Below are 25,696 nucleotides of genomic sequence, written 5' to 3'. Positions count from 1 at the left end.
GATGACGATCAGTCGTCTGTTGGGGCGTCTGGTCCGCTCCCGTCCTCTGGTCCCGTGAGTAGGCTCACTTCTTCCAGGAGGTCTCTTGCAGTCTCGACTCGCTCTCGATCCGCGTCGTCCAACCGCTCGACGTCGAGGCGGCTGAGATTGCTGAGTACACGATGCATCCAGTAGCCCTGTTCGACTTGCTGATTCATCGGTAGCGCCTCACCACTCGCCGGCGCGGATAGACACTCCACGTGACTGTCGTCGTCGCATCAGGTCGCCACCAGTGCTCGTCGCGACGCGTTGCCGCCAGGAGGTCACTCTCACACCCGTCGTCCAACATTGTGTCCGGGCTGTGGGATGCCTCGCCGGTCGGCCGTAGTTCCTCAACGTCAGAATATCGGTCGTACATCGGTTGGCCATACCTTCTGTCGGTATCGCATTTCAACGTCCGGACGCCTTCGCCCGCAAGGCATTCTTGATTATGCGAGACAGTACAAACATATATGGGAGTAGGGCGCGAACACTGTCCCAAGAGGTGCCAACCATGACCGAATCCTCGCGAGATGGGGTCCAATCGTGGACTGAGTCGATGAGCGCCCGCGACCGCATTCGGGCGGTCGCCGAGTCACTTCGCGAACCCCGCTCAGTTAACTGGATCAGCGAGCAGGCCGACGCCGCCTGGAGCACGACCAACGAGGAACTTCAGGACCTCGTCGACCAGGGCCAGTTGCGTCGCGTCGAGGCCGGCGAGACGACGCGCTACCAACCGGACTACACGCGACTGCTCTTCGAGGAGATCCGCACGCTCATCGAGGAAAATACCCGCGAGGAGCTGCGGAGTGAATTGGCCGCGATTACCGAGGAGATCGAGGAGTGGCAGGCGACCTACGACGTCGAGACGTGGGAAGAGCTTGAACAGTCGCTCGCCGACGGCGACCTCACAAGTGCGGAGCTCCGGGACCGCCGCGACGTCATCGCGTTCTGGCGTGAGAACGAGGAGGATCGCCGCCTCATCAAGCACGCACTGGAACTCTACTCCGACGTCGAAGCTGCCCGCGAGCAGATGACCGACGTGGCTGACCGCGCCACGAGCTAACCCTCCTCTCTCACAGAATGATCTTTCTTGCCGGTCGCGACCGCTATACACAGCGGACCCTCCTCCGCGACGTTCACGACCGATTGACGAACCAGCCAGGGTGTGAAGAGGTCCGCTATCGCCCGTCTCGACGCCGACCCCGGTACGTCATCGCGGGTGTCGATCCGACGACGTTCCTGAGTGACTCGTACGACGCGGCGACAGCACGACTGGAGATTCGCTTCTGGTACCCCGCCGGCGTCGACCACGAATACTACCGCATAAACTGGGTCGAACCGGACCGAAATCTGATGCTCGGATTCCACCAAGATGCCGACCATCCGGACCTTGGGCCCTGTCATATCCAACTCAATCACGAAGACACGCCGGTTGATCGGCACAAGGCGACGTTTCTCGATGCGCACCCACTCGCCGTCCTCGATGACCGACTACAGCAGTTCCCGCCCGCGCTAGATGCGATCCACTGGAAGAATGGAGCGCCCTCGCTCCCTACCTGGCCCGTCTAGACAGCGAGTTCATCGAACCTCTGGTGATGCGTCCAGGCCGTGGTCGGCGTGACGTTTCCGGACTTGGCGATGTCACGGTGCGTTACCCACACCCCCTGTTCCCGCCCCGCTTTGTAGAGACAGGCCGCTGCGAACCTGCCGAATGAACGCCCGCTATGACTGACGTCGGACTTGCGGGTACTCACCGTGTTAACCAACAGAAGCCATCTCCATCGGAGACTGTTGGTTAAACGGTGAGATTCCTACTGCCCTATTCGGGAGCAGGCCCGTAGCGACCTGTGCCACACACTTGGCACTCCCAGATTGGTTGGCCCGTCCAGGTCTCGTCAGGGAGCGACTCGCGTGTACTGAAGCGATGTTCTGTTTCTTTCGTACAGTGCTGGCACTCGAGGGCTGTTACGGTCGGGATTTCAGCTCTGGTACTGGAGGATTTCGTTTCGCGGGGTACTGTTTCCACAGCGATTGCTGGGACGATCCACAGCTGATCGCTGTCGTCGAGCGTGTGCTCGAGGGACGACTCATCGCGAATTCCCTGGCCACGCTCGTCATAGACGCGTGGAATCTCCGTCTGAGAACGATCGCTCCTCTCGTTCCACGCTGTCCGCTCACGGGCCGCTGTTAGTAACGCGTCGCCAGCCGCTGCGGTCACCTCAGTAGCAGCGGGGAGCGTAGGCCAGCGCTCGGTTAGCTGGGGTGCGGGCTCGTCGTCGAGATCGTAGATGAGCGTACAGTCGTCGATGGGCTGGTCGTGACCTGACGAGAGAAGTGTCGCTGCTGCTGCTCCCCTTGCCACGGCGCCGTAGAACGTCCCCGATTCGACGAGGAAGTGGATCACACCACGCAGTGTCTGCTCGGAACTCGCAGCACCCGACTCCGACGCGCCGTCAAGTTCGTGTTCGAGACAGAACCGGCATTTTCGTTGCGACGCCGGGATCGATGCGCCACAGGAGACACAGGATCGGTCTGTGTCGGTTGTTCCGTCCGGATACCCACCCGAATGCGAGGCTTCACGCTGGCGGCTTGGCTGGCCGTCTGCTGGCTGATCCAGCGCTGGGTCCGGCACCAGAGCGCCCTCCCCGACAGGTTGGAACGCCTCTCGGTCTGAGTTGTGGTCAGTCATCGATTCGCTCCGCGTTTCCCCCGGTTTGGTATTTAAACTCAGGGGTGAGAAAATGCGGGGACGGATTCGGCGACGACGGGATAAATCTGACCGCCTGAGACCGATTCAGTCACGGAGCTCGGCGACCGCTCGACCGACCTCGCGAACGTGCTCACTCCGCTCGATATCGAGTTCTGTCGACAGATACTCGACAGTCTCGTCCAGATCCATACCCCCTTGTAGACTCTCTGCCTGTATGTAGGTATTCCTCTACCGGAGGCGTCTCAGATCGCTTGGAGTTCGTCTCGCCGGCTTCGGAGCGTCACGACTGACACCTCTGCTGCCGACGCGACGGTGGATTGGGTAATCAACGCGCCCTGCTCTTGGGCAGCCAGATAGACACAGGCGGCCGCGACGCCCGATGGCTGACAGCCGTTCGTGAGGGTTGTCCCCTCGGCGCGTTCTGCGAGTTCGTTCGCGCGCCGACGAATGTCGTGGTCTAACTCCAGCGCCGAGATCAGGCGTGGAATGAACGACGTCGGGCGCATTGGTGGTGCTGGGAGCTCTAATTCGCGATTCAGTGTTCGGTAGGCGTTGGTGACACGAGCGGACTCGACTCGGGCGGCGTCGACGACATCCTCGAGGAGAAGCGGGTGTTGGTTACATCGACAGGTACCGTAGATACTCGCTGCACCGATGGCTTCGATGGATCTGCCTCGAAGCAGATCCTCGCTCTGAGCGCTCCGGAAGAGCTGGCACGCCTGGTCACGAATCGACTCAGAGAGCTCGAGCGCACTCGCCAGCCGGCGTACCTCGCCCAACCCGTGTGCGAGATTCCGTTCCGCTTTGGACCGCCAGCGACCACGGGTCTGCTCACGTCGCATCCGGGCCAGCTGCCGGCGTTTCTGACCAGAGAGTTCGTTCCCGTGTGCGTCGGTTCCGTGGCCGATCTCGGTCGAGATGCCTCGATCGTGACGGGCTGTAGTGAGTGGTGCGCCTGTTCGCTCGCGCTCGTCTGCATCGTACGCCCGCCACTCCGGCCCGTGATCGATACGTTGTTCCTCGATAACAAGTCCACAGTCCTCGCAGATCGTTTCGACCGCATTCGTAGTGACCCGGCCGTCACACTCTGGACACTGGGTAGCGCTCGACTCTGTTTGGACGTCTTCGTCGAAGCCAGTTTCGTAGATGTCTCTGGTAGTCATCGTTCTCACCATGTTCAGGAACTCGCCAGTACAGCGAATCCTTCACCCATTATGGGTGGAATAAACCTCTACAAGACGGTTCAGATATCTCGGAACCGATGGCGTACAGCGACCGAGTCTGATTCTTATACCAATGAACTGGCTATGCAGGAACTGGGGCGGCACTCAAGGCCACAACAGGGGACCGAATACATATTTATCTAAGGTGAGAGGGGGAGCATATGAGTGATTCACATCTTCGGCGTCTCCATGAACTCAACCGTGAATATCCGGCGGTTGATCGGTCGACATTATATCGCGAATACCACCTTCAGCGCTTCGATATGCTTAATTCAGAGGATGCAATTCCACAGCTCTTGTTCCATATTGTTCCTGAAAGTGCTCTTGATGGATCGCGTCTTGTCGATATCACAGAACTTGAGGAACTGCCTGTTCCCGCGACGTGTCGACCATCGTTTCGGCCCGATAGACTGTTTGAACACGCGGATCCGACATGGAACCATATTGTCGCTCGCTACGAGAATCGAAAAGACCTGAGTTCAGTGGCAACTCTGTATGATACTGGCATATATGAGGCCCGGGGGAGCGGGCTCTGCTATCCAACCGGTCATTCATACGACTGTGACTATGCAGTCAGTTCACAGGATCTTGAATTAAGTCTCGTCACCGTCCTCCAGTTCTATCGTGACGTCCTTCCTGATGAACACAGCGAGAAGGTGTATGCAATCCTCAGTGGGACAAATCTCACGAACGCGACAATAGACCAACATCGGCAGGTTGACCGGGTTGAAGCATTTCCTGAACCTAACCGCACCTCGCGCCTCACACCTCTCAGTCTGTCCGATGAAGACGGTATCCGTGACCAACTCACACCGCTTTTCCGACCATTATCAAACTCTCAGTTCGGATATCATCCCGGTTTCTATTACGATGATGAAGGTGCGTGGGAATTGGATGAACATCTAGAGTAGCGTTGTTACTGGCTTTGCATCCGGTCCAGCTCATTCTGGATTAGATCGGATGGCGGCTCGTAGAAATCAAAGATCTGGTATAGCGGTTGGGTCAAGGTCTCAACCACTTCCGGTAGAGCGTCTTCAAAATCTTGAACAGTGAAGCGTTGACTGGCCGTAACTGTCGCTTGATGTGATTCTCTTTCAATCGGAGGGAAAAGTCCACGGCGATTTTCAATTGAGCCCAGTGTTCGTCCCTCTAGTCCCGTCCATCGGGCTTGCACGGTGACCGACGTGTTTTCCTCACCGAGTTCTCGCCCCAACCGCTTCGCATGTAGCAAGCATTCACCGACTCGCCAGATTGGGAGAATATAATCCAAAACTGTACCTGGCTCAAGTTCATCTTTGCTGTCTTCCTGATAGCCACGAAGCAAGAACAGCATCCCGTCTGGGGATGCACGCCAGTAGTCTGCGTGCGCTGGGTCATCGAATGTTCCGCCGGTATACCACCCTTCGATTGTCTCATCGCGGGGATGTACCTGATCCTCGCTGATCAGCCACGCCGGCCACCCCGTTTCATGACCTTTCACCTCCCGTAGTAGATCTAAGAACTCAGAGAGAGATGGCTGATCAAACTCAGAATCCAGACTGTAAGCAAATGACCAGTACCCGTGACGATAGGGTGAATTATCCATATTTCCGTACTCGTCCATCACGTTGGCTTCCCAGTCTTCCCGCATAGCCTCAGTCCACGAAGCAAGCTGATCCAGCGGATCAATCTCTTCTTCACTTGCTCCTTTTTCGAACCCCGTCAGTACGGTTCGCATTCGATCTAACAGATCATCACGTGAGGCAGTGACACACCGCCGAATCAATTCGTCCCACTCACGTCCTGTCTTCGGTGCTGCACTTTCTGGCCCTGGCCGCCTAATATAATATGTGTTGTAGGTAACGTGTTGGTCTTCAGGGCCAGCACTGTCTGATCGAATCGGCACCCGATGGTCTCCCGGTACATCGATAATTGGAAAGACTTCACCAGATTCTGGATGTTCAATATGGTATACTTCACAGTGAAACTGGGGCTCAGCAAACTTCTCAACGATCCCATTAATCGTATCTTGATCGTAGTGGTCAATCGGATGTGGTCGAGATGGATCCGGTTCCCATGATTCACCGACCTCCTCATATCCAATCAAAATCTGACCCCCACCAGAATTCGCTAATGCGAGCATCGCTTTTGCTACGTTTGCCTTGTCCACATTATCAGACAGATCAAGCCAGCTTTTGATTTCACGATGGACCTCTTCTCGTGGATTACGCAATAGATCCTGCCACCGCTGATCCACGTCTCCCGATTTAACCATATTCCCTCTATGTTTCTAGTCAGCCTAAAAACCTCTCTAGGCGGTAGTTGCTTTTTATTTCGGACGGATACACGCGGTTAGCGAATTCCCGAATTCTGACATACATCTCAGCTCGGTTCTTGAGGTTGTGGCTGCGCGCGCAGCGACCAGCGGGAGCGAGCACGGAGCGGTGGGTGGGGCGGTGGGGCCTGGGCCGGTCCGGCACTCACGAAAAAAGAAAGGGCGTTGCCCCTACTCCTCCCACCAGCGGCGGTCGCGTTCTGGGAAGACGATCATACTGTCGTAGGTCACGGCGAGTGAACATCGTCCCTCGTACCAGTTCTTCTTAACCGCCCGCATTCGGACGGTGTCCCCTTCTTGGACGAAGGCAGGCTCCGATTTTCGCCACGAGGTGAACTTGATTTTCCCGGTGTCGTCCGCGACCAAGCCCACTTGAGCGATCTTCCGGCTGGAAGCATCCCAGAGCTGAACGACTTCTCCTTCGATGCTCACCTCATCCGTCTGCACGTCCGGGACGTCCTCGATCGGGCAGATGGCGCCGGGGGCCGCCTTGAGTGCATCCATCGTGTCGAACACTGCTTTGGTGATGTCTTGCCCCTTGGCGACCCGCTTTGCGAGCGCCCGCGAGACGGCCGCCCGACTGTGACCGGTGCGAAGCCGCTGTGCCATCCGGTCTGCTTCCTGGTTCACCTTCGCCAGCTCCATCCGGGAGAGACGCTCTCGCGGATCCGTCCGGTCCGGGGTGCGTTCCGCCCGCTTACGCTGTCGCCGTTCGGTGACGACCTTGCGAGTTCGCTTCGCCCGCCCGTCTTGGGTGCCGAGTTCCGCCTGGGCGCTGATGTGGTCCAGTTCGGCCTCCCGGGCGCGAATCTTCTCTTCCTGCGCGAGGGGCAGGTGCGAGAAGTCCTGGACGATGCCGTCTGGGTGGTTGGAATCCACCTTCGCCTGCTTTTCCTGCTGAACCGTCGCTCGGAACTCCGGTTTGTCGTCGACGACCTTGAAGCCGTCCTCGTCGACGCCGGCGTCTTCGGTTCGTTCGAATGCCTGTTCATCCACCGTAACGACCTTGCGACTCGAGTTGTTACTTGACATTGGTATCCTCCAGATACCACTGAAGGCGCTCGTGCGCCGCCACCGCGATGCCCCTAACATCGCGGTTTTCCGACGACGTCGACGACCGATAGCACCGACTGCGCGCTCTCGCTCGCGCCTTCGCGAGCGCCCTACCGGGCGCGAGCGAGAGCGCGCCCGAGTGCGGCGACCCCAACCAGCACCGCGCGCCGACCCGCCCGGAGCGAGCGGCCAGCGGAGAAAGCGTGGGGGGTGAGCAGCCACGCCGCGCAACCCCCCGCGCTTTCCCGCTGGCGCCGAGGGCACATTCACTTTAGCCCGGCAGCCCGCCCGCTACCGCAGGCAGGCAGCCCGGAATGGTCGGTCGCGAGCGACGCGGAGGGCGGCAGCGGCGAGCGGGGCGGGCCGGTACGGACACACCTGTCCACCCGGCTGCGCCGCTCGGATGGTCATTCACCGTCCTGGCGGACTCAGAAAGGGCGAGGCCGCCTCGGTCGTCCCCCGACCCCGCAAGCACCGCAGGGACGAGGAGCGCAGCGGTGGTCGCGGGATGCCGAGCGGCCGAGGGCTTTCAGGGAGTGTCGCTGTCGACGAATTCGATCGCGCTACTAATCCGGTGCCCCGGCTGGCTCGTCGAGAAGGACATCGACGCCGTCGTGGGTGACGGCGAGTTGGATCCCCTCCACGGTGAACCGGACTTCCACGTCCCCGGCTGAGGATGCGAGAAGCTGCTCGAGTGCCTCGACGTCAACAGCGTCGTGGAGCTGATACGAGTCGGTGGGGAGCCCGTGGGCTTCCAGTGTCTCGACGATTTCAACGAGTAGATCGGGGGATGGATCTGAGTCTCTCGGGGTGGAGGGTGCCATTATGGCCTCGACGGGTAGATAGGACGAACAGGAGTTAAAAATGGGGGCTCGACGGCCTGTCGCTGCGGCCTTTCAACCGGTCCCTCAGTGGTCGTCCTGTGCGTTTAGCTCCTCGAGAAACCAGCTGGCTGCGGTTCCGATCCGAACGCCGTCGACGTTGCGCATCTCAAGGCCGTTCGTGGCGGTCCGGAACGGCTCGTCGTCGACGAGGATGCGGTTGATGACTGTCCGGACCGACTCCGTTCCGTATCTGTCGACGAGAGCCGCGACCGCCGTATCGAAATGTGCATCCTCGTGCTCGGTTCGCGGGTTCTGCGCCCGGTAGATCACGAGGTCAACCACATCGTCGACCGATGCGTGCTCGGGATTCCCGGTTTGCTCACGAACATTATAGTTGGCCTCTGTATCAGGCATTGCGAGTCACTCCGCCGCGTCGTCCGTATCGGTCGTCGCCGAGTCGGTTTCTCGTTGCTCACGGATTGCAGCCAGCGTCTCCTCAAGCGTACCCACACAGCCGATCGCTGCGAGCTCATCGGCAATCTCGTCGATGAGTGCGGCTCGCTCGACGGCAGTCTCGTCGCCGGCGGTCCTGTCGATCGATGCGACGCGAAGCGCCCGCGTTTCGTGCCAGCCACAGTCCCAACAATCGCGGGTCACCTCGATCTGCTCGTCCTCTTCCGCTGCGAGGACGGCGTCGGACAGCGACGTCGACAGGGGCCGGTCTGGTCCGACCTCGAGGGTGACGGGGGACCCGCACGCGGGGCAGTCCATAGTCATCCCGAGGAGCGCCCGTCTGTTGAAGATAGCGGAGCAACGAGACAGCGACACAACCAGCGCTGCTGAGTTCGCGGGGTGGGACAGCTACGGACAACTGTGACCCTCCCGCAGTGGTCGCCGTACCACTCGCGTCGACGACCGCTCGGCGGGTCAGTCAGAGACGATGTGTGCCTCGAGGTCGCGTGTCCAGTACGTTGCTGGCCCGCCTGGACTACACCGCGCACAGACCTGTATCGGGCCTTCGAGATGGCCGAGTTCGATTCGAAACCGTGTGAGCGCTGCGAGCGCGTTGACGACGAGGCCACAGCTGTCACAGGCGTAGTGATCACGATCATCGGGATCCGGCGTCTCTTGGATCGCACAGTCGACGCAAATCGGGTGGTTGACCCGCTCTTCCTTCCCCCACGTGTAGGCGATCCCAGTCTCTATCCCGGATGGAGCCTCGCAGAAGGCACAGCCGGCCAGCGTCTGCTGCATCACCCATCACCCTCGCCGGCGTCCCGGGCGGCCGTCCAGCCTGTGTGGAAGACGGCGAGCTGCTGCATCGATTCGAACGCTGTGTTGCTGGGCTCGTGAACGAGGAGCCGCTGGTCGACGACCGGTGTGACTGTCCCGGCATCGAGTAGCTCTCGAACCAGCTGGCGGGCCGTCTCGTCGTCAAGATCCGCCGTCGATGGTGACCGCGCATCCCGATCCTGAGCGAGCAATTCCGCTTCGAACCGTTCGTGATCGTCTGCCGTATCGTCGTATCTATCCGGACCAGACATACAAATCAGGGGCAGCACAGGAACCGCCCCGCACCCACTCGGGGGCACAATAAACAGTCGCCACAGTCACCATTCTCAGTCACGATGTCGATCTGCTCCTTCACCCTCCACGCCCCACGCCATCGTCCGGGTGGCAGCCTACTCTCGCTTGGCCAGCGGCCTGGCATCTCGGCCCTGGTGGCCGCGAACATAACTTTGGGCCGCCACCCCCACCACATATCGGTTGATTTTCCTGCTGTCTAGTGGCACAATTCGCCTCCAAATCGCAAGACAGCAATACCTGACACCAGATTTCGGGGGCTGTCCGGGAACTCCCTCGTCGGTGAGTCTGGTGTCTAGTGCTGCCGTCCTACGATTTGTTGACTCAGCACGACTCTCAGCATACCTGGTGTCTAGGGGAGGTCGTCGCTGGTGTCAGGTTAACTGTTCGGACGATTTAACCGAAATGGCCCTGTCGAACTCTGAAGAAAGTGAAAGAAATTCTGGTGACAAACGCTTTTCACCCTCTTTTATATACTGTATAGTATGTCTGAAAATGAGAAAAGCTTCTTCGAGTATACCGAGTTTTATTCTGACTCAGAGACTCAGGATCCCGAAGAGGTTATTCAGGATCGTCAAGACCCGGAGATAGCGTACGCTCACATATGTAAAATCGCAGGGACAATCAACGCAGGGTTGGATGCGGTACCTGAGGACCAGCGGGATACTGTAAAGGTGTACTCGGTCGTGGATCTTTTCCGAGCAACGATGCAGTATATCGAGGAGTTTGGATCCTATTTCAGATATCTCATTTTGAATAAGGAATCCTATATTAATGAGATTATCCGGACTTCAAGCGGAGATATACGGCCACTCTTTGAGGCTATTCTGGAGGAGGAACTTGATGGGTATCTTGATAAACGAGATGTTGAGGCTGACTCGAATGAGGTTCTGAGTTTGATCTTTGGGTATCAGGCGGTGCGAGAGGGAGCGATTAGTTTCTCAGAGGAAGAACTGGAAGATGTTCCAGTTGATGTTGGGTTGGCTGATATAGAGATTCACGAAGGTGAGGGTGAGGATATCCCTGAGTCGATGGAGATGGAGTTGTTAGTCGAGGATTCGATTGAGAATCTGAGAAATAAACTCAAGAATATTGCTGTCTTCTATTTGAATTTCCGAGAGGCGTACAACGCCGTTAAACACGGCAATCGGGTTACGGTTGGTGACAGTACTGGGTTTGAGCTCGGGAATGACGAGTTACTCGATGATCGAATTGTTCTCGATGATGAAGTCATTCAGTTCCTGTGTAAGTACTCTGCTGATTCACAGGATGGTGAGCCGTATCTGCTGACTATTCCTCGATCGATTCTGGAAGAGAAGACTCTGAATGTCGTCGAAGATGTGTATACTCTCTATACCCAGGCATATGATGTGGCGACTTTAGATGAGGGTGAAGAGATTAATCTCAGCTTCTGGAAGTCCACCGGTGGTGGTGGCCAGGATGAGAATGATTTGATACATATCGCTAATCCTGATTCTCGGATTCTATTGCCGAGAAATGTAATGCCGGATGTAATTGAGGATTTGCAGGTTCCAGAAAAGTCAACAGTAGAGTGGATCGGTAATTGGTCTCTTGCCGGCGACACGCTGGAGTTTGAGGTAGAGTTTGGTTCGGAGCCTACACCTGAGCATCCAATCCACGTTGAGATTAATTGGGAGAAGACTGCCGATGATATCCACGAATTCGGAGAAGGCCAGTTCAATTTTAATGTTGATCCTGATGATCTGAGTGTTGAGCAATACTTTGAGATGCTCAAAATCCAGGATAAGGATGATATCCGGAGGGTAGAATTTGAATTCCCAGATTCGGATAAGACGTATCAGCAGCGGCTTGAGGAGCCTTTCGAAGGTATCGATTTACCTGAGCCCGAGGATCGTGATATCCTCGAGTTTGTGAAACGTGTGGGGTTGGCGACGGATACTCGGATTCCTCTTCCGGAGTTTATCACGGAGAAGCATCGGGAGGTGTACGATGACTACAAGGATTCCGATTTGGACTCTGATACAGCAGAGGAGATTCTTTCTGAGCTTCAGGAGCGAGGTGAAAAGGTTCGGCGGTCATTAGTGGGTGTTGCTGTCTGGGAGGGTGATTTCTCGGATGTAGATGTTGATGAGGATGAGCCGGCACACGCTGAGGATTTAGGCGAGCTCCGTGCTATAATGGGTTTGAGCGAATCTCAGGATGCGGATGATATGGAACGTTTTCCTGGGGAAGTACGCTGGACACACCCTGAGTCGACGAAGTATACACCTGATGAGTTACTTGATAAGCTGCGAGAAGGGTATGGGGAGACGGTCGGTGAGCTCCAGCGTTCGGAGGTTGATAGGGAGGAGGCTGAATCGGAGTTTAGTCATCGGATTCGTTTCGGGCACGAGACTATGTGGGGAACCTTTGATAAGCACGTTATCGATATCTTCCCAGTGTCTGAGGGGGCGTTTGATAGAGAGGATTCGCCGGAGACGTGACTGTTGAGGTAGTTTAAGATTTGATGCTGAGTGAGTGAGATGTCTACCGATTGGATGAAATGAACCTTCTCGCCCTGTCAAGTGGGGATCGATTCTCGTCCTGGTTTCCCTGATTTGGCTCTTGCTCGAACTCACGTTCTTCGAGAGCAGCCTCTAGCCGATCACGTTCAGAGCGGACGGTAGCGAGCTCCGATTGGAGATGGTTGACCTTTGTTTCCAGCCCCTCGATTTGCTCCGATTTCTCCTCCAGTTCAGATTCGAGACGCTTGATTTTCGCTGTCAACAGACGGTTCTTTTCGCGAAGGTGAGCCCGGTCCAAGTCACCAGGTCGATCGTCACTCGTAGGAGATTCGGGGGGTGACTTCGATTCATCGTCAGCTGCGTTCTCCTCGGGCGTGACCCGCTCGCGCCCGTGGTTCAGGTCCGTGTCTTCGATGGCTTCTAGCGTCTCGTTGTAGGTTTCGTACCCGGGGAATCCCTCGTAGGTTCCTTCCTCGCCCTCACGATCGACGAACGCATTCTCCGGACAAATCTCGAGCGCGACAGCCGCTTTCCGAACGGCCCAGAACGGCATCTGGTCGTAGGTCCCGCCGTCGACGCGGTCCGATCCGGCCTCTGGAACCCACACCGGAATGTCGTAGCCGGCGCTCCGCAGTTCGTCGACGGCAGCCCAGTAGTCCTCCCCGTCGAGGTCCGCATCGGCGGCGGAGATAATCCCCGTCGCGAGCGCCATCAGCTTCGCCGGCCCGCCCCCGGCGTTAACCTTCGAATCGCCGAAGGTATTGGCCTGCTCGTCGACGAAACAGGATTGCCCGCTCTCACTGTGGCGCCAGCACGGGTCGAACTGCGGCCGCGGCTGGTTCGGATCCGTATCGTAGGCATCGCTCGCGTAGTGACGGGCAATCTCGGTGATGTCGATATCCTCGACAGCCTCGTAGACGTCCTCTTTGAACGGCGTAACGGGACGGCCTTCGAGGGTACCGTCGAGTTCTGCCATTCGCTCTTCGCGTCGCTGGAGCGCTGCCTCACGCTGTCGCTGGCGCTCCCGTTCCCGCTCACGCTCCGCTTCCACCCATTCCTCCAGCGTGGCCTGCCACCCCCCGTGGTCCTCGTACAGGTCCGGCCAGAGCGTCGCGACAAGCGAGTCGACGCAGTCCGTGTGCTCGACTCGCGTGAGGTCATCGGCCCAACTGACCGCCTGCTCGAGGAGTGCGTCGTCGACACCCTCGAACGGACGGAGTTCGTAGCGGACGTTGTCGGTCGCGATGGGCGTGACGACGGCATCGTGGTCGGCGTGGATCGAGAGTGGCGGCTTGTACTGGCGGTTCTTGTTGTTCACCCAATCGGGCTGAATGACGTCGCCGGCGCCGTCGACGCGCTCGTTCACGCGGGCCTCTGCCTTCTGGAGCCATGCGTTCGAGCGGTCGAGGAACTCGTTGAACACCCGTTCGAGCGCATCCGGATCGTCATTGAAGTGGTCCGCAATTGGTAGTGTGGCCTCCGGGGCCCCAAAGACGTACGCGCCCCCGACGGAGTCCAGCGCATACACCGCCTTCCGCGTGCCGTAGAGCGTTGCATACTCGTCGATGTAGGCGTCGAGGGTACGCTCGACGAGGGCACGCGTCTCGCCATCCAGGTCGCCTCGCTGCGGCTTGATGTCGTCGGCGAGGTCAATATCGCCCCAGGTGGGAACTGCCCGGAGGTCGGCATACCCGGGGGTTGGGGGCTCATCCTGCCAAACGGTCGTCCCCTCAGACTCGTCGTAGCGACAGGGTTCCCACTGTTGGAAGGCGGTCGGTGTCTTGTAGGTGGTGACGGCATAGAGGGTCCGGTTGAGGCGGTCGTGAATCTCGTCGTAGTCACGATCGAGGCGGGCAACCCGTCCGCGCTGCGGATACCCGGCCTTAATCGCCTCGACGTCGTCGTGGTCGCGTTTGATGTACCATCCGACGAAGTCGTTCAACCCGATGGTTGGATAGTTCTTGACAGTCGCCAGCGCCTCGTAGATGGGTTTGGCACGACGGTAGTGCTCGCGGATGGCTGCCTCGGAGAGCGTCATTTCGTGTGCTCCTGCACCTCCTGAGCGGGAGCGAAACGACTACGCACTGGCATCATTCGGTTCCTCCTGGTCGCCGGCGTCGTCCAGCTCGATTCCGACGTAACAGCGTCGCGTCTGACCGTCCAACCACTTCTTGTCACGCTCGAACGCAACGTGGTCGCGAAGCGTACGTGTGAACCGGTTTTTTGGCTTCACCTCGTACTCCTCGGCCGTCGCATATTGCTCGTACGCATCGTAGACCTCAGCGACCGCGACGACCCCGTCGCCGGATTTAACGATGCTATCGCGGACGAATGCTTGGATGCCGAACGGATCGTTCTCGTGGTCTTCCTGCTTCATAGATTGCTTATCGGCAGGTTCGTCTGGCTCCACACCTGCCAGATGGAGTTCATTGTTTTCGATCGCCTCAATGAGCCCAGCAAGGTCTTTGGTCGCGTCAGAGTCTCGAGTGTAGAGCTCGAGATTCTGCTCATCCTCGATGACACCTATCGCATACGAATCATCCGTGTACTCCGGAACGGGTAGGTCGGTACTGGGCACGAACGGGCGCTTGACAGGTACCCAATCCGCTTCGAACGCCTCACGTGACTCGTAGGACTCGGGAAGTTCTCCCGGCCTAAAGACGGTGTATGACTCGCTCTCGGCGTCGTAGCTGTACGTCGCCGGGAACTGATCTTTCGACACAGCGTCGAAGGAGTCGATCCGGGCGTGCTGGTCTCCGGCACTATCCTCGAGGACGAACGCACCGTCCCGCTCGAACCAGCGGGTGTGGCGACTACCACCAGTGGCCGGTCGGACGGCCGTCACTCCATCCGCGGCTCGCGCACCACCGTTGAATGTGACGTTGTGGTTCATCGTATACAGCCGTGTTTCCCCGGAGGAGAGCTGATTTCGCGGCTCGCTGAGGATTTTCGCAAGCCGGTCGGCAATCTCGTCAGCCGGCTGATCGTCGTGGTCTGCGACGACGAACAGCGGGATTCGCTCCTGTTCCTGGGCCTTCCGGAGGTTCGTGAGGACCTTCGCCGGCCGGACGTGGGTGGTGGTTTCGACCTCCACCTGGAGCTCCCGGTCGAGATCCGGATGCGTCGCGATGGCATCGGGGCGGGACTCCCCGTTCTGATCGAGGACCTCCACGGAGAACCCCGCAGTTGCGAGGGATTGCTCGACCGTTTCAAGGACTGCATCGTGGTGCTCGCCCCCGCCGGTCGGTGATGTCGACGTGTCGGGCGCGGCTGCTTGCTCACCCTCGTCTGTGAGCCGACACTGCACCGACGAACCACCGTCCGGGAGATCGACCTCGATGAGCGAGGACGCCTCCCTCACTTCTGGTAGTGTCTCGTAGCCCTGCGCCTCGATGGTGTCTTCCTCGATGCGCGAGAGCAGTTCCTCATCGACGTCCTCGACGGAGACCCAGCCGTTCGTCTCACGTACGTCGTTCGACAGCTGGACGGCGCGAATCGCACGGGCCATCGCGACTTCCAACGGTAGGTCATCCGCGTTCTCCAGAGCGACGTCAGTCGCAGCGTCACGGCTCTCCACGGTCGTCCCGCCGGCGACCCCGTACTCCTCGCGGGTATGCTCGTGGACGGCGTCCAAGGCGTCTTGGAATCGCTCTTCTTGCGTCCCGGTCAGTGGCTGCTCGCTATCGGGATGACCGGGTGGAATCGGAAGGGGTTCGATACTGAACGGGTCGGGGCCGGTTTCGCCGAACTCTGGGCTCGGGAGCTGTGCGATCCACTCGCCACGCGGGAGGGAACTGATCCGATTCTTGAACTCGACGGGATCCATTGCCTCGTGTGAGAGTGCCTCGGCGATGTCGGCGTCGACGGCGATCTTCCCGACGAGCGGACTGCCGATGTTGTTCAGGACGTTCAGGTAGACCTCGCGGTTGCCGGCCTCCTTCATCTGCTCAGGGAACTGCGTCACGAGTTCGATGGATAGCCGGAACTCCCGCCCCTTTTCGAGCAGCGTCGTCAGCGTATCAGAGACGACGACCGACGACGCTTCGTCGATGAGCAGGTTCGCCACGTAGTCGTCTGGCTTGCGGGCCAGCTCGTCGCCGTCGCGACGCTTGACAGCATCGTAGAGCTGCGTCAGAATGACGCCGGTCATCACACGGGCGGCCTCGTCGCGGAGATCGCCGAGGTCGAAGATGACTACTTTGTCCTCGTCGAGGAGGTCGCGGAAGTCGAACTGTGACTCGGTATTGTTGAAGATCCGCCGGAGATGGGCGTCCTGCGTGATGTAGTCCATCCGGTTGCTGATGCCGCTCACGACGTTCGAGAACGTCGCCGGGTTCGAGCGCAGGTGTCGCTCCAGTTTCTCGGCGACCTGCGGGTCGCTGGCTCGCGGTGCATCTTCGGGTGTCGAATCTGGTGGCCCGGCGGCGTGGAACTGGGTCACCGCCTGCTCAAACTGGTCGTGGGTGAAGTAGTTTGTATCCTGCCGGAAGTGTCCGTTTTCGAGGCCGTACTCCTCGTCGTACATCGCCTTGATGAGGTACTTGATGAGCGTCGGCGAGGCGATGGCGTCCTCGTACCGCTCCGGCCCCATCACGAGCTTGATGAGCTCCTCGTAGTGGTCGGCCTTGTCCTGAATCGCGTCGACGCGTCGGACGCCGTCCTCCAATGCCGGCGTGATGTCGAAGAACGCGAAGCCAGGCAGGATGTCGGGCACCGAGAAGTGGAGGACGTTCTCCTCGAGGTCGTCGGTGCCGAAGCGCTTCGCGTGAGCCCGCATATAGTTCTCGGGGAAATTCCCGCCCTTGGAGTCGATGATGAACACTGGCCCGTTCGTCTGGTCGTACAGCGAGAGGGCGTCGTTTTCAAGCGCGACCGATTTGCCGGCGCCGCTCTTCGCGAACCGGCCGACGTGGAACGGAAGTAGATGCGGGGGAATCCGCATCGGCTCCGACGTGGGCGTACCGTCTTCCCCAAGACCGCGGCCGATCGCCATCCCGGCGTCCGTGAACGCATCCATGTGGTCCTGCGCCGGGAGTGGCAGGGGCGTCCGGCTCTCGGGTTCGGCGTCGGACCCCCGCCCGCCCTCGGTCGTGAGGTCAGTTGCCGGCGGAACGACCACGAAGTTCGCCAACTCAGCCGGCCCGAGGACGAGATCGGGGCGGGTCTTCCGCCAGTCGCTCTTGGTAGCCAACGTAGCGTTGAGTACCCGGTCGGCGTGCTTCTTGGCTCGCCGCCCCTTTCGAAGCCCACGGCGGATGCGCTTCGGTCGGAGCCGATAGTGCGGCCCGTTCAGGTGATCGAATACCGACCCGATATCATCGAGACGATGGTCAACCCGCTCTCGTTGTCGGTCGGAGGTCACGAGCGAAAGTGCCCGCATATTCACCGTGAACGTGTGCTGTGGCTCCTTCTCGTCGATAGCCTCGACCCGCTCTCGCCCACCGATGTCGAGATACCGACGCTGTCGCCCGGTGTTCGACGGACTCTGTGGTTCGTTCTCTGTGTTTCCGAGGAGTTCTCCGAAGAACCAGTCGACGACCCGGTCTTCGCCTTCACGGAGCTTCCGCTGGCGCTCTCGTGCCTCGTGCGTCCAGTCCGATTTCCGCTGAAAGAGTACCTGGAACGCGATCGGGTGTTCGGCCCGGGTCAGCTGATCGATGAGTGACGCGAGCGGGGCCCGAGCGTGATCGTCATCGTCGTCTTCCGTATTCGTGAATTGGGGTAGTGTCGTCATCCAGTCTTCCCGCCGGGTAGCCTGCCCGTGCCAACTGATTCCGAGTGGGGTCGTCTCATCGACGGTCGGTTGCGTATGAGCCGGCTGGTGATCGGCATCGAGTTCGGAGTCGGACGGACCAGCCGCTGTGGACTCGTCACTCGAATCGGCCTCGAACAAGACTTCGTCCTCGTCCTGCGACATAGTGCTCTCCGACAGCACACTTCCGCCATCACCGACCGGTTCCTGCCCCGTCGAATCGAAGAGAGTCACGGGCTCTGAATCCGAATTCGGGTCTCCGGAGAATTCCTCAGCTGTCCTGGGGTTCATTCCGTGGCTATCGTCACCTCCGGCACTGTGGTCCTGAGACGGGTCTGCTGTCGATGGGAGTAGCTTCGTTTCCAAGTCAAGGGTGACCCGCTCGAACGTGACGGTCGGAGGATACAGCGTCCGGAGGCGTTCTTCGAAGGCATCTAACCGGCGGTCGGCCCCGTAATAGAACTCGACCGGCTCGTCTGCCCCCTCACTCACTGCGAGGAACTCGAACACCGGTGGCGGATCGCCGAAGGGACCGATACTTGCGAGAAGTCCGTCGTTGCCAGCGTCAAGGCCGTGGAGGCCGGCCAGTTGACGGACTACGGTCTCCGGCGCGAGATCGCTCCGGGAGGGAGTGATCCGGATGTACTCGTCGCCGTTAGCCACTGACGGGATTTCTGACGGGGTCTGTTCAGTCATCCTCCTGAGTGGTAGTGCTAGTTGGTTCACCGCCGTCGGCACGCGTTCCGGCGGGTCGGCTATCTGGATTCGTCACGCTCGTCGTCGGCTCGGGTTCAAGCTCGGCCACGTCCGCAGCGCCGCCGTCGATAACGTGAGCCTCGTAGTCACTTGCCCGAATTCGGAGTGGGAACCATCCCTCCTGGTCGATACCGACGAGCGCCTCAGAGTAGCCGTCCTCGTCTTCCCCGGCCTTCGCGGAGGTAACCCAGTTCACCTGCCGCTCGCTGAGGTCGAACCACTTGGCGATCTTCTCTTTCTCCTCATTGACGCGGTGGAGGACGGTCAACGAACAGAGGTTCGCGATGGTGCGTGCCTCCGGCGTCAGCGCGAATTCACCCCCCGTTTGCGTGATGAATTCGAGGCTCAGATCGAAGTGGCGGCTGTGCCGGACGGCTGTCTCCAGGAAGTCCAACGAGACGGCGTCGTTCATCAGGTAGTGCGCCTCGTCGATACAGAAGACGACGCGCTTGTCGGTCTGTTTGACCCGCTCGTAGACGCTGTTGAACAGCACCTGCATCATCAGGCTGGTCTCCGCCCGGCCACGGGTCCCCTCCTCCTGGTGGAGATCGAGGTAGATGACCTTCGAATCGAGGTCGAACTCGGAGGGGCGAGCCAGATTCTCGAGTTCACCGCCCTCGCGGAATGACGGTCGGAGGTCCTTGAGTAGCGACTGAGCATCGGACTGGACGGCTTCCTGCTCCCCATCCGTGACGTAGCCGTACTCCTCGGGGTCTTCGACCATCTCTTCGAGGACCGTGATGACGTCGTGGATGGTGGGCGAGTCCCGGGTGTGCGTCTCTGGATCGCGGGTGATCCCGCGCTTCTCGTAGGCTTCTTGGACGGCCCGCCGGAGCGTCTGGTTGCGCTCGCCGAGTGGATGGTCTGCGACGTGCTCGAAGAACGTCGCGAAGAAGGTCATCACCCAGTTGATCTGCTCGCCCCACGGGTCGATGTCGTCGACCTCCTGCAGGACGTGGTCGGGCGTCGGTTTGATTTCCAGCGGGTTCAGCCCCCGCCGGCCACCGACCGTGATCCGCTCGCCATCGAGCGCCTCGTTGACGCCGGCGAACCCCCGCATCGGGTCGAGCATAATGACGACCGTATCCTCGTCGAACATCGCCCGCCGCACGAGCCGGAGCTTCGTCGCGAAGGATTTGCCTGCGCCGAGCCGGCCGATAACCATCATACAGTAGCCGGTTTGCCGTTTGAATCGGTCGAGGATGAGTGGACTCGAATTCAGCGCGTACGTCCCGTATTCGATACCGGGTTCCGCAAACGCACCGGAAACGAAGGGGAACATCGCGCCGACTGCCCCGCCGAGCATCGGCGTCTTGCTGTCGAGCGTCTCGTTGAACTGATCCAGGGCGATCGGGCTCGCTGAGGTGAACGTCTTCAGCTGTGACCACCGGGGCGTCACCGGCGTCAGATTCGCAGGCGCTTGTCGGGCTGTCGTCGACACCGACTCGGCGTCGATGTTCTCGCGATCGTTGCCCCTGACCGTGAGATACATCGAGACGTCGAACGCCTGCATCGTCGTGTTCCGAAGGACGTCGTACATCTCCTGGTGGTCCTCGAGGTCTTTCTCGACGCCCCGGGCGCTCGCACGATGCTTCTCGGTCAGGTACTCGTAGTCGGCTTCGAGGTCCTCGATCTTGTTCTCCAGCGAATCCAACGTCTCTCGCGTATCACGAGGATCGATGTGGATGCTGACATCTGTCTGTTGGGTCTCGGCGGCCGCGTACAGTTTTTCGAGGAAGCCATCCATCGGAGCATCGGGATACTCACCGACCCACAGACTCTGCGCCCACTGGGTGTCAGTCCGGAGGGCGCTGGGCGTTCGCTCGATACTCGACGGCGAGACGACGGTCTGATGGATCTCGGGGATGCCGTCGACTGCCTCACCGTCGGCCTCGTAGTCCACGGTAAACTGTGATTCAGCATCTTCCCCCTCTTCGTCGGGGGCCTCGTCTGCGGTCGCCTCGTCGTCAGTTTCTGAACTATCCGAGCCGGTGAAGGGCAGCAGGTTTCCAATCATGACTTGTTGATGACGGGGGACGTTCGAAGCACCTGTTCGGGGTCGCCGTACTCGATTTCCGTGCCGGTCCAGTATTCCGCGATGAGGCGGGTGAGTTCGGCCGCATCAACGGGGCGCGTGTCACACCCCTCGATGCCGCGGAGGCCGCGCTCGACCCGCCGGCGCCGCTCGTCCAGTTCCTCGAGCATCGCGGCTCGCTCTTCCTCCTCCGGCGGCGCCGTGACAATCTGGATGAGGATGCCCAGTACGGGGATCCTAGCGAGCTTTTCGAGGAGGCTGGCCCGTTCGTATCGGACCTCCTCAGGTCGTACCGGAATCAGGACGTAGTGGTCGCGAATGGTCATCTGACGCTGCGCCAGCTCCCGGTCGTACCAGTCGACGTAGTGTTCGATGAGCGCCTGGAGTTTCTCGTTCGATTTGACGTCCGGGTCGCTCAACCGGTCTTCGTACCGCCCGACGTACTCGTCGGCGGGGAACGCCTGCGTCGTCGAGTAAATCTGGATCGGGAACTCGACGGTCGTATTGACGAAGTCCTGGAAGGCCTCCGCCTTCTGGGCCCACTCCTCGTCGGTCGCGAGCGCCATCGTCGGTGGCGACACCTGAACGGCTCCGACAAGAGCCCGGTCCGTCCGCTCGATGGCGTCTTGTCGCGGGTAGACGCGCTCGACGTGAGTGTACTCCTTCGCCTCCTCGTGGGCGATCTCCGTCTCGCTGCGGTGGAAGTTCACGAACAGACCGAGCCAGTCGAGACTGTTGGTGTAGCCGGGCGTGAGGTAGACGAACAGCCCACCGAAGGCGATCGCAATCGCTGCGAGGGGGATCGTGAGGGCGGACACCGGAATGCCACGAACGGTGAGTGACGGTGGGATAACGACCTGCGTCACCAGGACTACCAGTACACCGGGAAGACCGGCGACGGCGAGGTCCGTCAGCGAGTACTTCCCGAGGAACTGGGTGTCGGTACCGAGTGACTTCGGAATTCGTTTCGCGGGGTCAGTTGCGGAGCTCATGGGTTGTTAGTGGATATAGCGTGGCGGGTCATCTGCTGAATCTGGATTCCGGTTCCGAGTCTGGGGGTCCCGGAACGCATCGTCTCGATCGAATTCCTCGCCTCCGTCGTTCCCACTACTATCCTCGCTGGTGGTGGAGCCGGCCGTAGAATCATCATTTCCGCCGCCGAGGTTTCCGCCTCCGCTGTTTCCTCCCCCTCCACCGCTGCCGTCGGTGATCGCTTCACGGAGGCGAGAGCCAGTCGTATTGAGTCGTTGGCCGGTAGAGTGGGCTCTCGAATCACCAGAGTTCAAGACGTATTGGCCACCGCTCTTGACTGCGGGCTCATCGCGCACTCCTCGAACGAAGTTTCTCCCACCCTGTTTGGCCGATTGGACTTGTTCACGCCCTCTAGACAACCGACTACGGGCCTTCTCAGCAGACATATGCCTGGCCGCCCTGTCGGCGATGAAGAACAACGCCCCGGCCTGCCAGAACAAAACAAACGGAGAGGCAACGGCGAGAAGCGGGATAACGAGTGCCGTCAACCAAGCCCCGAACTCACCGGCTGAGGGGCCGAAGCTCGTCCCCAAGATGTCCCCGAGACGGAACAGGAGAGCAACTGGAACCGTCATAAACAGGAAAGGGACGTAGAACCCGGCCAACTTCTTCATGAATTTCGAGACTAGGGCGAACGGCCCGACGCCAGGGATCCAGAATACAATGAGTAGTGGCATCAGGAACACAAATAGGTAGAGTGCCAGTTGTCTCGCTAGGTAAATCAGGCCGATCAACACGAATAGGAGCAAATTCGTTGAGAGAGCGACGACCGTGCCGAGCACGCCCATCCCAGTGAACGACAGCGTCTGGAATAGCGAGATTTCTGACACCGAGGGGACGAGGAACCCAGCCAATGCATCCATAAACCGCAACGATAGCGCTGAGATCCACCACCACGACAAGATACCGAGCAGTCCAGCGAAGGCGCGTTTCTTGAGCTTCGAGCGATGGTATCCGTTGAACAAGTGGCTCGTCGATTCAAGGAAAATGACGATTCCAATCGAGAGGCCGTACAGCGATAGCGAAAGCGGGATAATCATCTCCCAGTAGTAGTCATAAATTCCGGGCCACGCTGCGTTCGTCGGCTGATTGAACACCGAATCTGGATGGGGAGTACCCACCACTGTCCGCAAGACTGCATCACCGTGATTCTCTATGACGGTCTCTATAGGGCTGAAGAGTATCTCAAGGAGTTCTTGGATAGCGCTGATGATAATGTCTCCAAGAGCACCTCCATCGCTGCCTCCGTCACTTTGAGCTAAAACCGGAGCAGTGCCCGTAGTCAGTAGCCCGAAAAAGACGAAGATAGAGCGAACTAGGAATCGGACGGGACTACGCATTGTCTCCACCCCCGTCCAGTAGTTCAATCTGGACGTCTTTACACGGGTGTTGGATTGCGCCTTGATCGTCGATGTGGTATCCACCGGACAGTTCCGCCCGAATCGGTTGCTCAATATCTCCGTGTGGGGTCTGAACAACAACGGTTAATTCTGCAGTATCACTCTCACATGAGACATCGTCGTTGTCATCGATGACGAGAACACCCCGTTGTTTCAGGAATTCCCGTTCAGTACCGGGGCTGAGGAATTCTTCGCTCGCCTCCGGACGCTCGAACGTGGTATCAGCAACGCCGTCTCCTTCGATTACCTCAGGTGCGTTCCGATACGGCGCATTCCGGAAGCCAATATTATACACCCAAGAGGGACCAGTACCGACGTTCTCGACCGTCACAAAGAGCCGACCGCTACTGTAGCCATCATCTTCATCGAACTCCGGTTCGACATCGACGATCTGGATATCGGGCCGAAGCTCCAGGGACATCGACTCAGATGTCTCGCCCGAAACGGCGACTAACTCGTACTCGCCGGCAGAGTACGTCCCACCAGTCTTGAAGACAATCTGTATTTCGACTCTTGTAGCTCCCTGTGCAACGGTTGACTGTTCGAACGTAGTACCATCTGGACCAATCAGATTGAGTTGGTCGACATCGTGATCATCAGCCAGCGTCACCACAAGGTTGGGTCCCGCGAAGCTGATTTCCTCAAATACCGAATCTGTAGACGGCGACGTAGAGGACGAACCTGTTGGGGATTCAGTCTGGTTGCCGGGACCATCGGTTCCGGAACACCCTGCTACTCCTGCAAGCAGGGCTGTTCCAGACGAAGCCAAAAGACGGCGTCGACTAATCCACCGTTCCGAATTCCGGTCATGGGATTCTGAATGTTCTCTGATCATTATAGTGACCTCCACGGGGGCCAGATACGCCACCCTGTAATCCGATCGATGAAGAACACTGCAAGGAGGAACAGCGAGACGGGAACGCCGATCCGGAACAGCGTCGACACCAACTGGAGCACTGAGCCTTGCAGCAGGACAGTATCCGAGTCGCCGGTATAGCCGGGAGGATTGAGCCACCAGTGGCCGGGTTCGTATCGGGCCGACACACCGCCAGGGGAACGTTCAATCGTCGTCGTGACGGTTCCGTTCCCGGTCGTGTTCACCCGCTGCCCGTTGACGACGACGTAGCCGTCCCGTTCGTCGGTATTGATTGGTGCGCCGGTGTTCGCGTTCTGGAGGGTCACCCGGACGGTGACCGTATCTTCGGTCTGGTTCACCACCTCCAGAGAGAGGTTGCTCTCGTCGATCTGGATTCGAGCGAACTCATCGGCGGGCCGTTCTGCCTCAACCCCTCTGACGAGCCCCCACGCACGGACAGTCTCGGGCTGTTCGTCGGTCGTGGCCCGCGTCGCGATGCCGTAGCTGGCCGTGTACGACTCCGTGAGAACATCCAGGTGAACGTTCGACGGGAGCGTCGGCGGCGACGTCGACGTCCCGTACACATCCAGTATCGTCACGTTCCGGCGGGGCGACGGCGTCGGCCCCGTCTCGATGGGGTACGCGTTCACCTGGAGTGGATGGAGCGGTGAGTGGGCGGTCCGCTGTCCGTCGTCCGAGCTGTAGACCAGCGTATCCCAGTCCTTGTCTCGGGCTGAGTAGAACCGCCAGACACCTCGGACATCACCGTTGGGCAACTGGTAGCCGAGCCACGGCTGGTTCTTGTAAACGACGAGGCCGAGATCACCGTTCGGATACTCCGCGATGAACCCTGATACCGCGAGGTCATACTTCGTGACCTCGATGGAATCGGTTACCGTGACGGTCTCGGTCGGGTATGAAACGGAACTCTCCCAGTTGGTACAATCGCCTTCGTCGTTGTGAGCGGTACAAACTTCGACCTCCTTCCGAAGTCGGACCGAGATATTCGCCTGGAGCGTGAGCTGGTGGTCCTCGCCGGCGTATCCATCCAAGGAGTACGACAGTGCCGGCGTGTGGGAACCACCAGCCGTCGTCTCCTCGTCGCCGTCGACGAGGAGTCTCGTCTCCTCAACCTGATGGCTCTCCAGACTCCAGTAGACACGTCGATCGCCGGAGGTGTCGTCAGGCGGCACCGCCACCCGGTAATCGACGGTCCCGCGGAGCGTCCCGTCTGGAGCGACGTAAAGCGGCTGTCTAGACGACGAGAGGCGCGCTCGGGTGGACGGCTGAACGGCGAACACCTCAGTATAGGCTTCCTTGATGAACTGGTCGCTGGTGAGGTCCGCATCTGGTGGATGGATCGACACGGAGCTGTTGGTCGCCGGGAACTCCGAGTGGTCGCCACGGTTCCATCGCTCAACTGCACGCGGGGGCGAATCGAACGGGACATCGGTCCCCTCGCCAAGCTGCTCGACCGCCGACCCGTTACTCAGATTCGCACCGTCGGTCGCACCGTCTTGATCCCCCGACCACAGTTTGTGAAAGGTCTCCTCCGGAACGCCGTGGTCAGTACTATTCGGGGGATGGGCGCCCACTGGAACGGCGGCTGTCGATGCGACGAGGACGGCGGACATGACGAGTGCGAATCCT

At 59.4% G+C, this 25,696-nt stretch carries 21 protein-coding genes and 2 pseudogenes; 4 read left to right on the top strand and 19 right to left on the bottom strand.

The genetic code is table 11. The annotated features are described in order from the left end of the window. Window positions 1-8 precede the first annotated feature (8 nt). Window positions 9-197, bottom strand: a complete 189-nt coding sequence (locus K6T36_RS18575) for a DUF8012 family protein (protein ID WP_004594506.1) — start codon at window positions 195-197, stop codon at window positions 9-11. Between the two features lie 67 nt (window positions 198-264). Beyond that, window positions 265-397: pseudogene (locus K6T36_RS19260) on the bottom strand (biosurfactant protein 1); the annotation flags it as partial. A gap of 135 nt (window positions 398-532) precedes the next feature. Here K6T36_RS19260 and K6T36_RS18570 point away from each other — a divergent pair. Both K6T36_RS18570 and K6T36_RS19110 read left to right on the top strand, forming a co-directional pair. Continuing rightward, on the top strand, window positions 533-1,084 hold the full coding sequence (locus tag K6T36_RS18570; protein WP_049938513.1) for a DUF7342 family protein: 552 nt from the start codon (window positions 533-535) through the stop codon (window positions 1,082-1,084). A gap of 17 nt (window positions 1,085-1,101) precedes the next feature. Then, window positions 1,102-1,590 (top strand): hypothetical protein, encoded by a 489-nt coding sequence (locus tag K6T36_RS19110; RefSeq protein WP_011222449.1) that lies wholly within the window; start codon window positions 1,102-1,104, stop codon window positions 1,588-1,590. Here K6T36_RS19110 and K6T36_RS18560 read toward each other — a convergent pair. The 3 genes and pseudogenes from K6T36_RS18560 to K6T36_RS18550 form a co-directional block, all read right to left on the bottom strand. Continuing rightward, window positions 1,587-1,747 (bottom strand): annotated as a pseudogene (locus K6T36_RS18560) (transcription initiation factor IIB family protein); the annotation flags it as partial. The gene K6T36_RS19110 and the pseudogene K6T36_RS18560 sit on opposite strands and share 4 nt — an antisense overlap. Before the next feature lie 93 nt (window positions 1,748-1,840). Then, window positions 1,841-2,710 carry a biosurfactant protein 1 gene (locus tag K6T36_RS18555; protein ID WP_011222448.1) on the bottom strand — a complete coding sequence of 290 codons (870 nt, stop codon included), beginning with the start codon at window positions 2,708-2,710 and terminating at the stop codon, window positions 1,841-1,843. A 263-nt stretch (window positions 2,711-2,973) separates the two neighbouring features. Continuing rightward, on the bottom strand, window positions 2,974-3,894 hold the full coding sequence (locus K6T36_RS18550; protein ID WP_049938512.1) for a transcription initiation factor IIB: 921 nt from the start codon (window positions 3,892-3,894) through the stop codon (window positions 2,974-2,976). 221 nt (window positions 3,895-4,115) lie between these two features. Between K6T36_RS18550 and K6T36_RS18545 the strand changes: the two genes are divergently transcribed. Next, window positions 4,116-4,865 carry a hypothetical protein gene (locus K6T36_RS18545; protein WP_011222446.1) on the top strand — a complete coding sequence of 250 codons (750 nt, stop codon included), beginning with the start codon at window positions 4,116-4,118 and terminating at the stop codon, window positions 4,863-4,865. A gap of 5 nt (window positions 4,866-4,870) precedes the next feature. On the opposite strand, the gene K6T36_RS18540 is transcribed toward K6T36_RS18545, so the two are convergent. From K6T36_RS18540 to K6T36_RS18510, 7 genes are all read right to left on the bottom strand, one after another. Beyond that, window positions 4,871-6,208 (bottom strand): AlbA family DNA-binding domain-containing protein, encoded by a 1,338-nt coding sequence (locus K6T36_RS18540; RefSeq protein WP_011222445.1) that lies wholly within the window; start codon window positions 6,206-6,208, stop codon window positions 4,871-4,873. A 231-nt stretch (window positions 6,209-6,439) separates the two neighbouring features. After that, window positions 6,440-7,300: a hypothetical protein gene (locus K6T36_RS18535; RefSeq protein ID WP_004594516.1), complete on the bottom strand. Its 861-nt coding sequence runs from the start codon at window positions 7,298-7,300 to the stop codon at window positions 6,440-6,442. A 587-nt stretch (window positions 7,301-7,887) separates the two neighbouring features. Further along, the gene (locus K6T36_RS18530) at window positions 7,888-8,145 is read right to left on the bottom strand and encodes a HalOD1 output domain-containing protein (protein WP_004594518.1); all 258 of its coding nucleotides are present in this window, start codon (window positions 8,143-8,145) and stop codon (window positions 7,888-7,890) included. A gap of 84 nt (window positions 8,146-8,229) precedes the next feature. Further along, window positions 8,230-8,559 (bottom strand): DUF8158 family protein, encoded by a 330-nt coding sequence (locus K6T36_RS18525; RefSeq protein WP_004594519.1) that lies wholly within the window; start codon window positions 8,557-8,559, stop codon window positions 8,230-8,232. A gap of 6 nt (window positions 8,560-8,565) precedes the next feature. Next, window positions 8,566-8,916 (bottom strand): DUF8105 family protein, encoded by a 351-nt coding sequence (locus K6T36_RS18520; protein ID WP_004594520.1) that lies wholly within the window; start codon window positions 8,914-8,916, stop codon window positions 8,566-8,568. Window positions 8,917-9,072: 156 nt separating this feature from the next. Next, window positions 9,073-9,399, bottom strand: coding sequence for a DUF7558 family protein (locus K6T36_RS18515; RefSeq protein ID WP_011222441.1), 327 nt, complete (start codon window positions 9,397-9,399; stop codon window positions 9,073-9,075). Beyond that, the gene (locus tag K6T36_RS18510; RefSeq protein WP_004594521.1) at window positions 9,399-9,689 is read right to left on the bottom strand and encodes a DUF8069 family protein; all 291 of its coding nucleotides are present in this window, start codon (window positions 9,687-9,689) and stop codon (window positions 9,399-9,401) included. Before K6T36_RS18510 ends, K6T36_RS18515 begins: the two co-directional genes overlap by 1 nt. A gap of 525 nt (window positions 9,690-10,214) precedes the next feature. Between K6T36_RS18510 and K6T36_RS18505 the strand changes: the two genes are divergently transcribed. Continuing rightward, complete coding sequence (locus K6T36_RS18505; RefSeq protein WP_004594522.1) at window positions 10,215-12,194, top strand: hypothetical protein; 1,980 nt, start codon at window positions 10,215-10,217, stop codon at window positions 12,192-12,194. A gap of 43 nt (window positions 12,195-12,237) precedes the next feature. Here K6T36_RS18505 and K6T36_RS18500 read toward each other — a convergent pair whose 3' ends face one another. The 7 genes from K6T36_RS18500 to K6T36_RS18470 are packed head-to-tail and all read right to left on the bottom strand — an operon-like array spanning window position 12,238 to window position 25,680. Then, a complete protein-coding gene (locus K6T36_RS18500; RefSeq protein ID WP_134671650.1) occupies window positions 12,238-14,253 on the bottom strand; it encodes a hypothetical protein in 2,016 nt (671 codons plus the stop codon). A gap of 39 nt (window positions 14,254-14,292) precedes the next feature. Next, the gene (locus K6T36_RS18495) at window positions 14,293-18,663 is read right to left on the bottom strand and encodes a type IV secretory system conjugative DNA transfer family protein (RefSeq protein ID WP_004594534.1); all 4,371 of its coding nucleotides are present in this window, start codon (window positions 18,661-18,663) and stop codon (window positions 14,293-14,295) included. Then, a complete protein-coding gene (locus K6T36_RS18490; RefSeq protein WP_004594535.1) occupies window positions 18,656-20,740 on the bottom strand; it encodes a VirB4 family type IV secretion system protein in 2,085 nt (694 codons plus the stop codon). The genes K6T36_RS18495 and K6T36_RS18490 overlap by 8 nt, the downstream gene beginning before the upstream one ends. Next, entirely contained in the window at window positions 20,737-21,750 is a 1,014-nt protein-coding gene (locus tag K6T36_RS18485; RefSeq protein WP_004594536.1) for a TraC-like domain-containing protein, read from the bottom strand. Before K6T36_RS18485 ends, K6T36_RS18490 begins: the two co-directional genes overlap by 4 nt. 6 nt (window positions 21,751-21,756) lie before the next feature. Then, on the bottom strand, window positions 21,757-23,130 hold the full coding sequence (locus tag K6T36_RS18480) for a TrbL/VirB6 family protein (RefSeq protein WP_004594537.1): 1,374 nt from the start codon (window positions 23,128-23,130) through the stop codon (window positions 21,757-21,759). After that, window positions 23,123-24,025: a hypothetical protein gene (locus K6T36_RS18475; RefSeq protein ID WP_011222439.1), complete on the bottom strand. Its 903-nt coding sequence runs from the start codon at window positions 24,023-24,025 to the stop codon at window positions 23,123-23,125. The genes K6T36_RS18480 and K6T36_RS18475 overlap by 8 nt, the downstream gene beginning before the upstream one ends. Continuing rightward, window positions 24,025-25,680 carry a DUF8186 domain-containing protein gene (locus tag K6T36_RS18470; RefSeq protein ID WP_011222438.1) on the bottom strand — a complete coding sequence of 552 codons (1,656 nt, stop codon included), beginning with the start codon at window positions 25,678-25,680 and terminating at the stop codon, window positions 24,025-24,027. Before K6T36_RS18470 ends, K6T36_RS18475 begins: the two co-directional genes overlap by 1 nt. Between the last annotated feature and the right edge of the window lie 16 nt (window positions 25,681-25,696).

Origin of the sequence: Halobaculum roseum, assembly GCF_019880245.1 — an archaeon.
Classification (GTDB): Archaea; Halobacteriota; Halobacteria; order Halobacteriales; family Haloferacaceae; genus Halobaculum; species Halobaculum roseum.
This window is presented reverse-complemented; position numbering and strand designations above follow the sequence as displayed.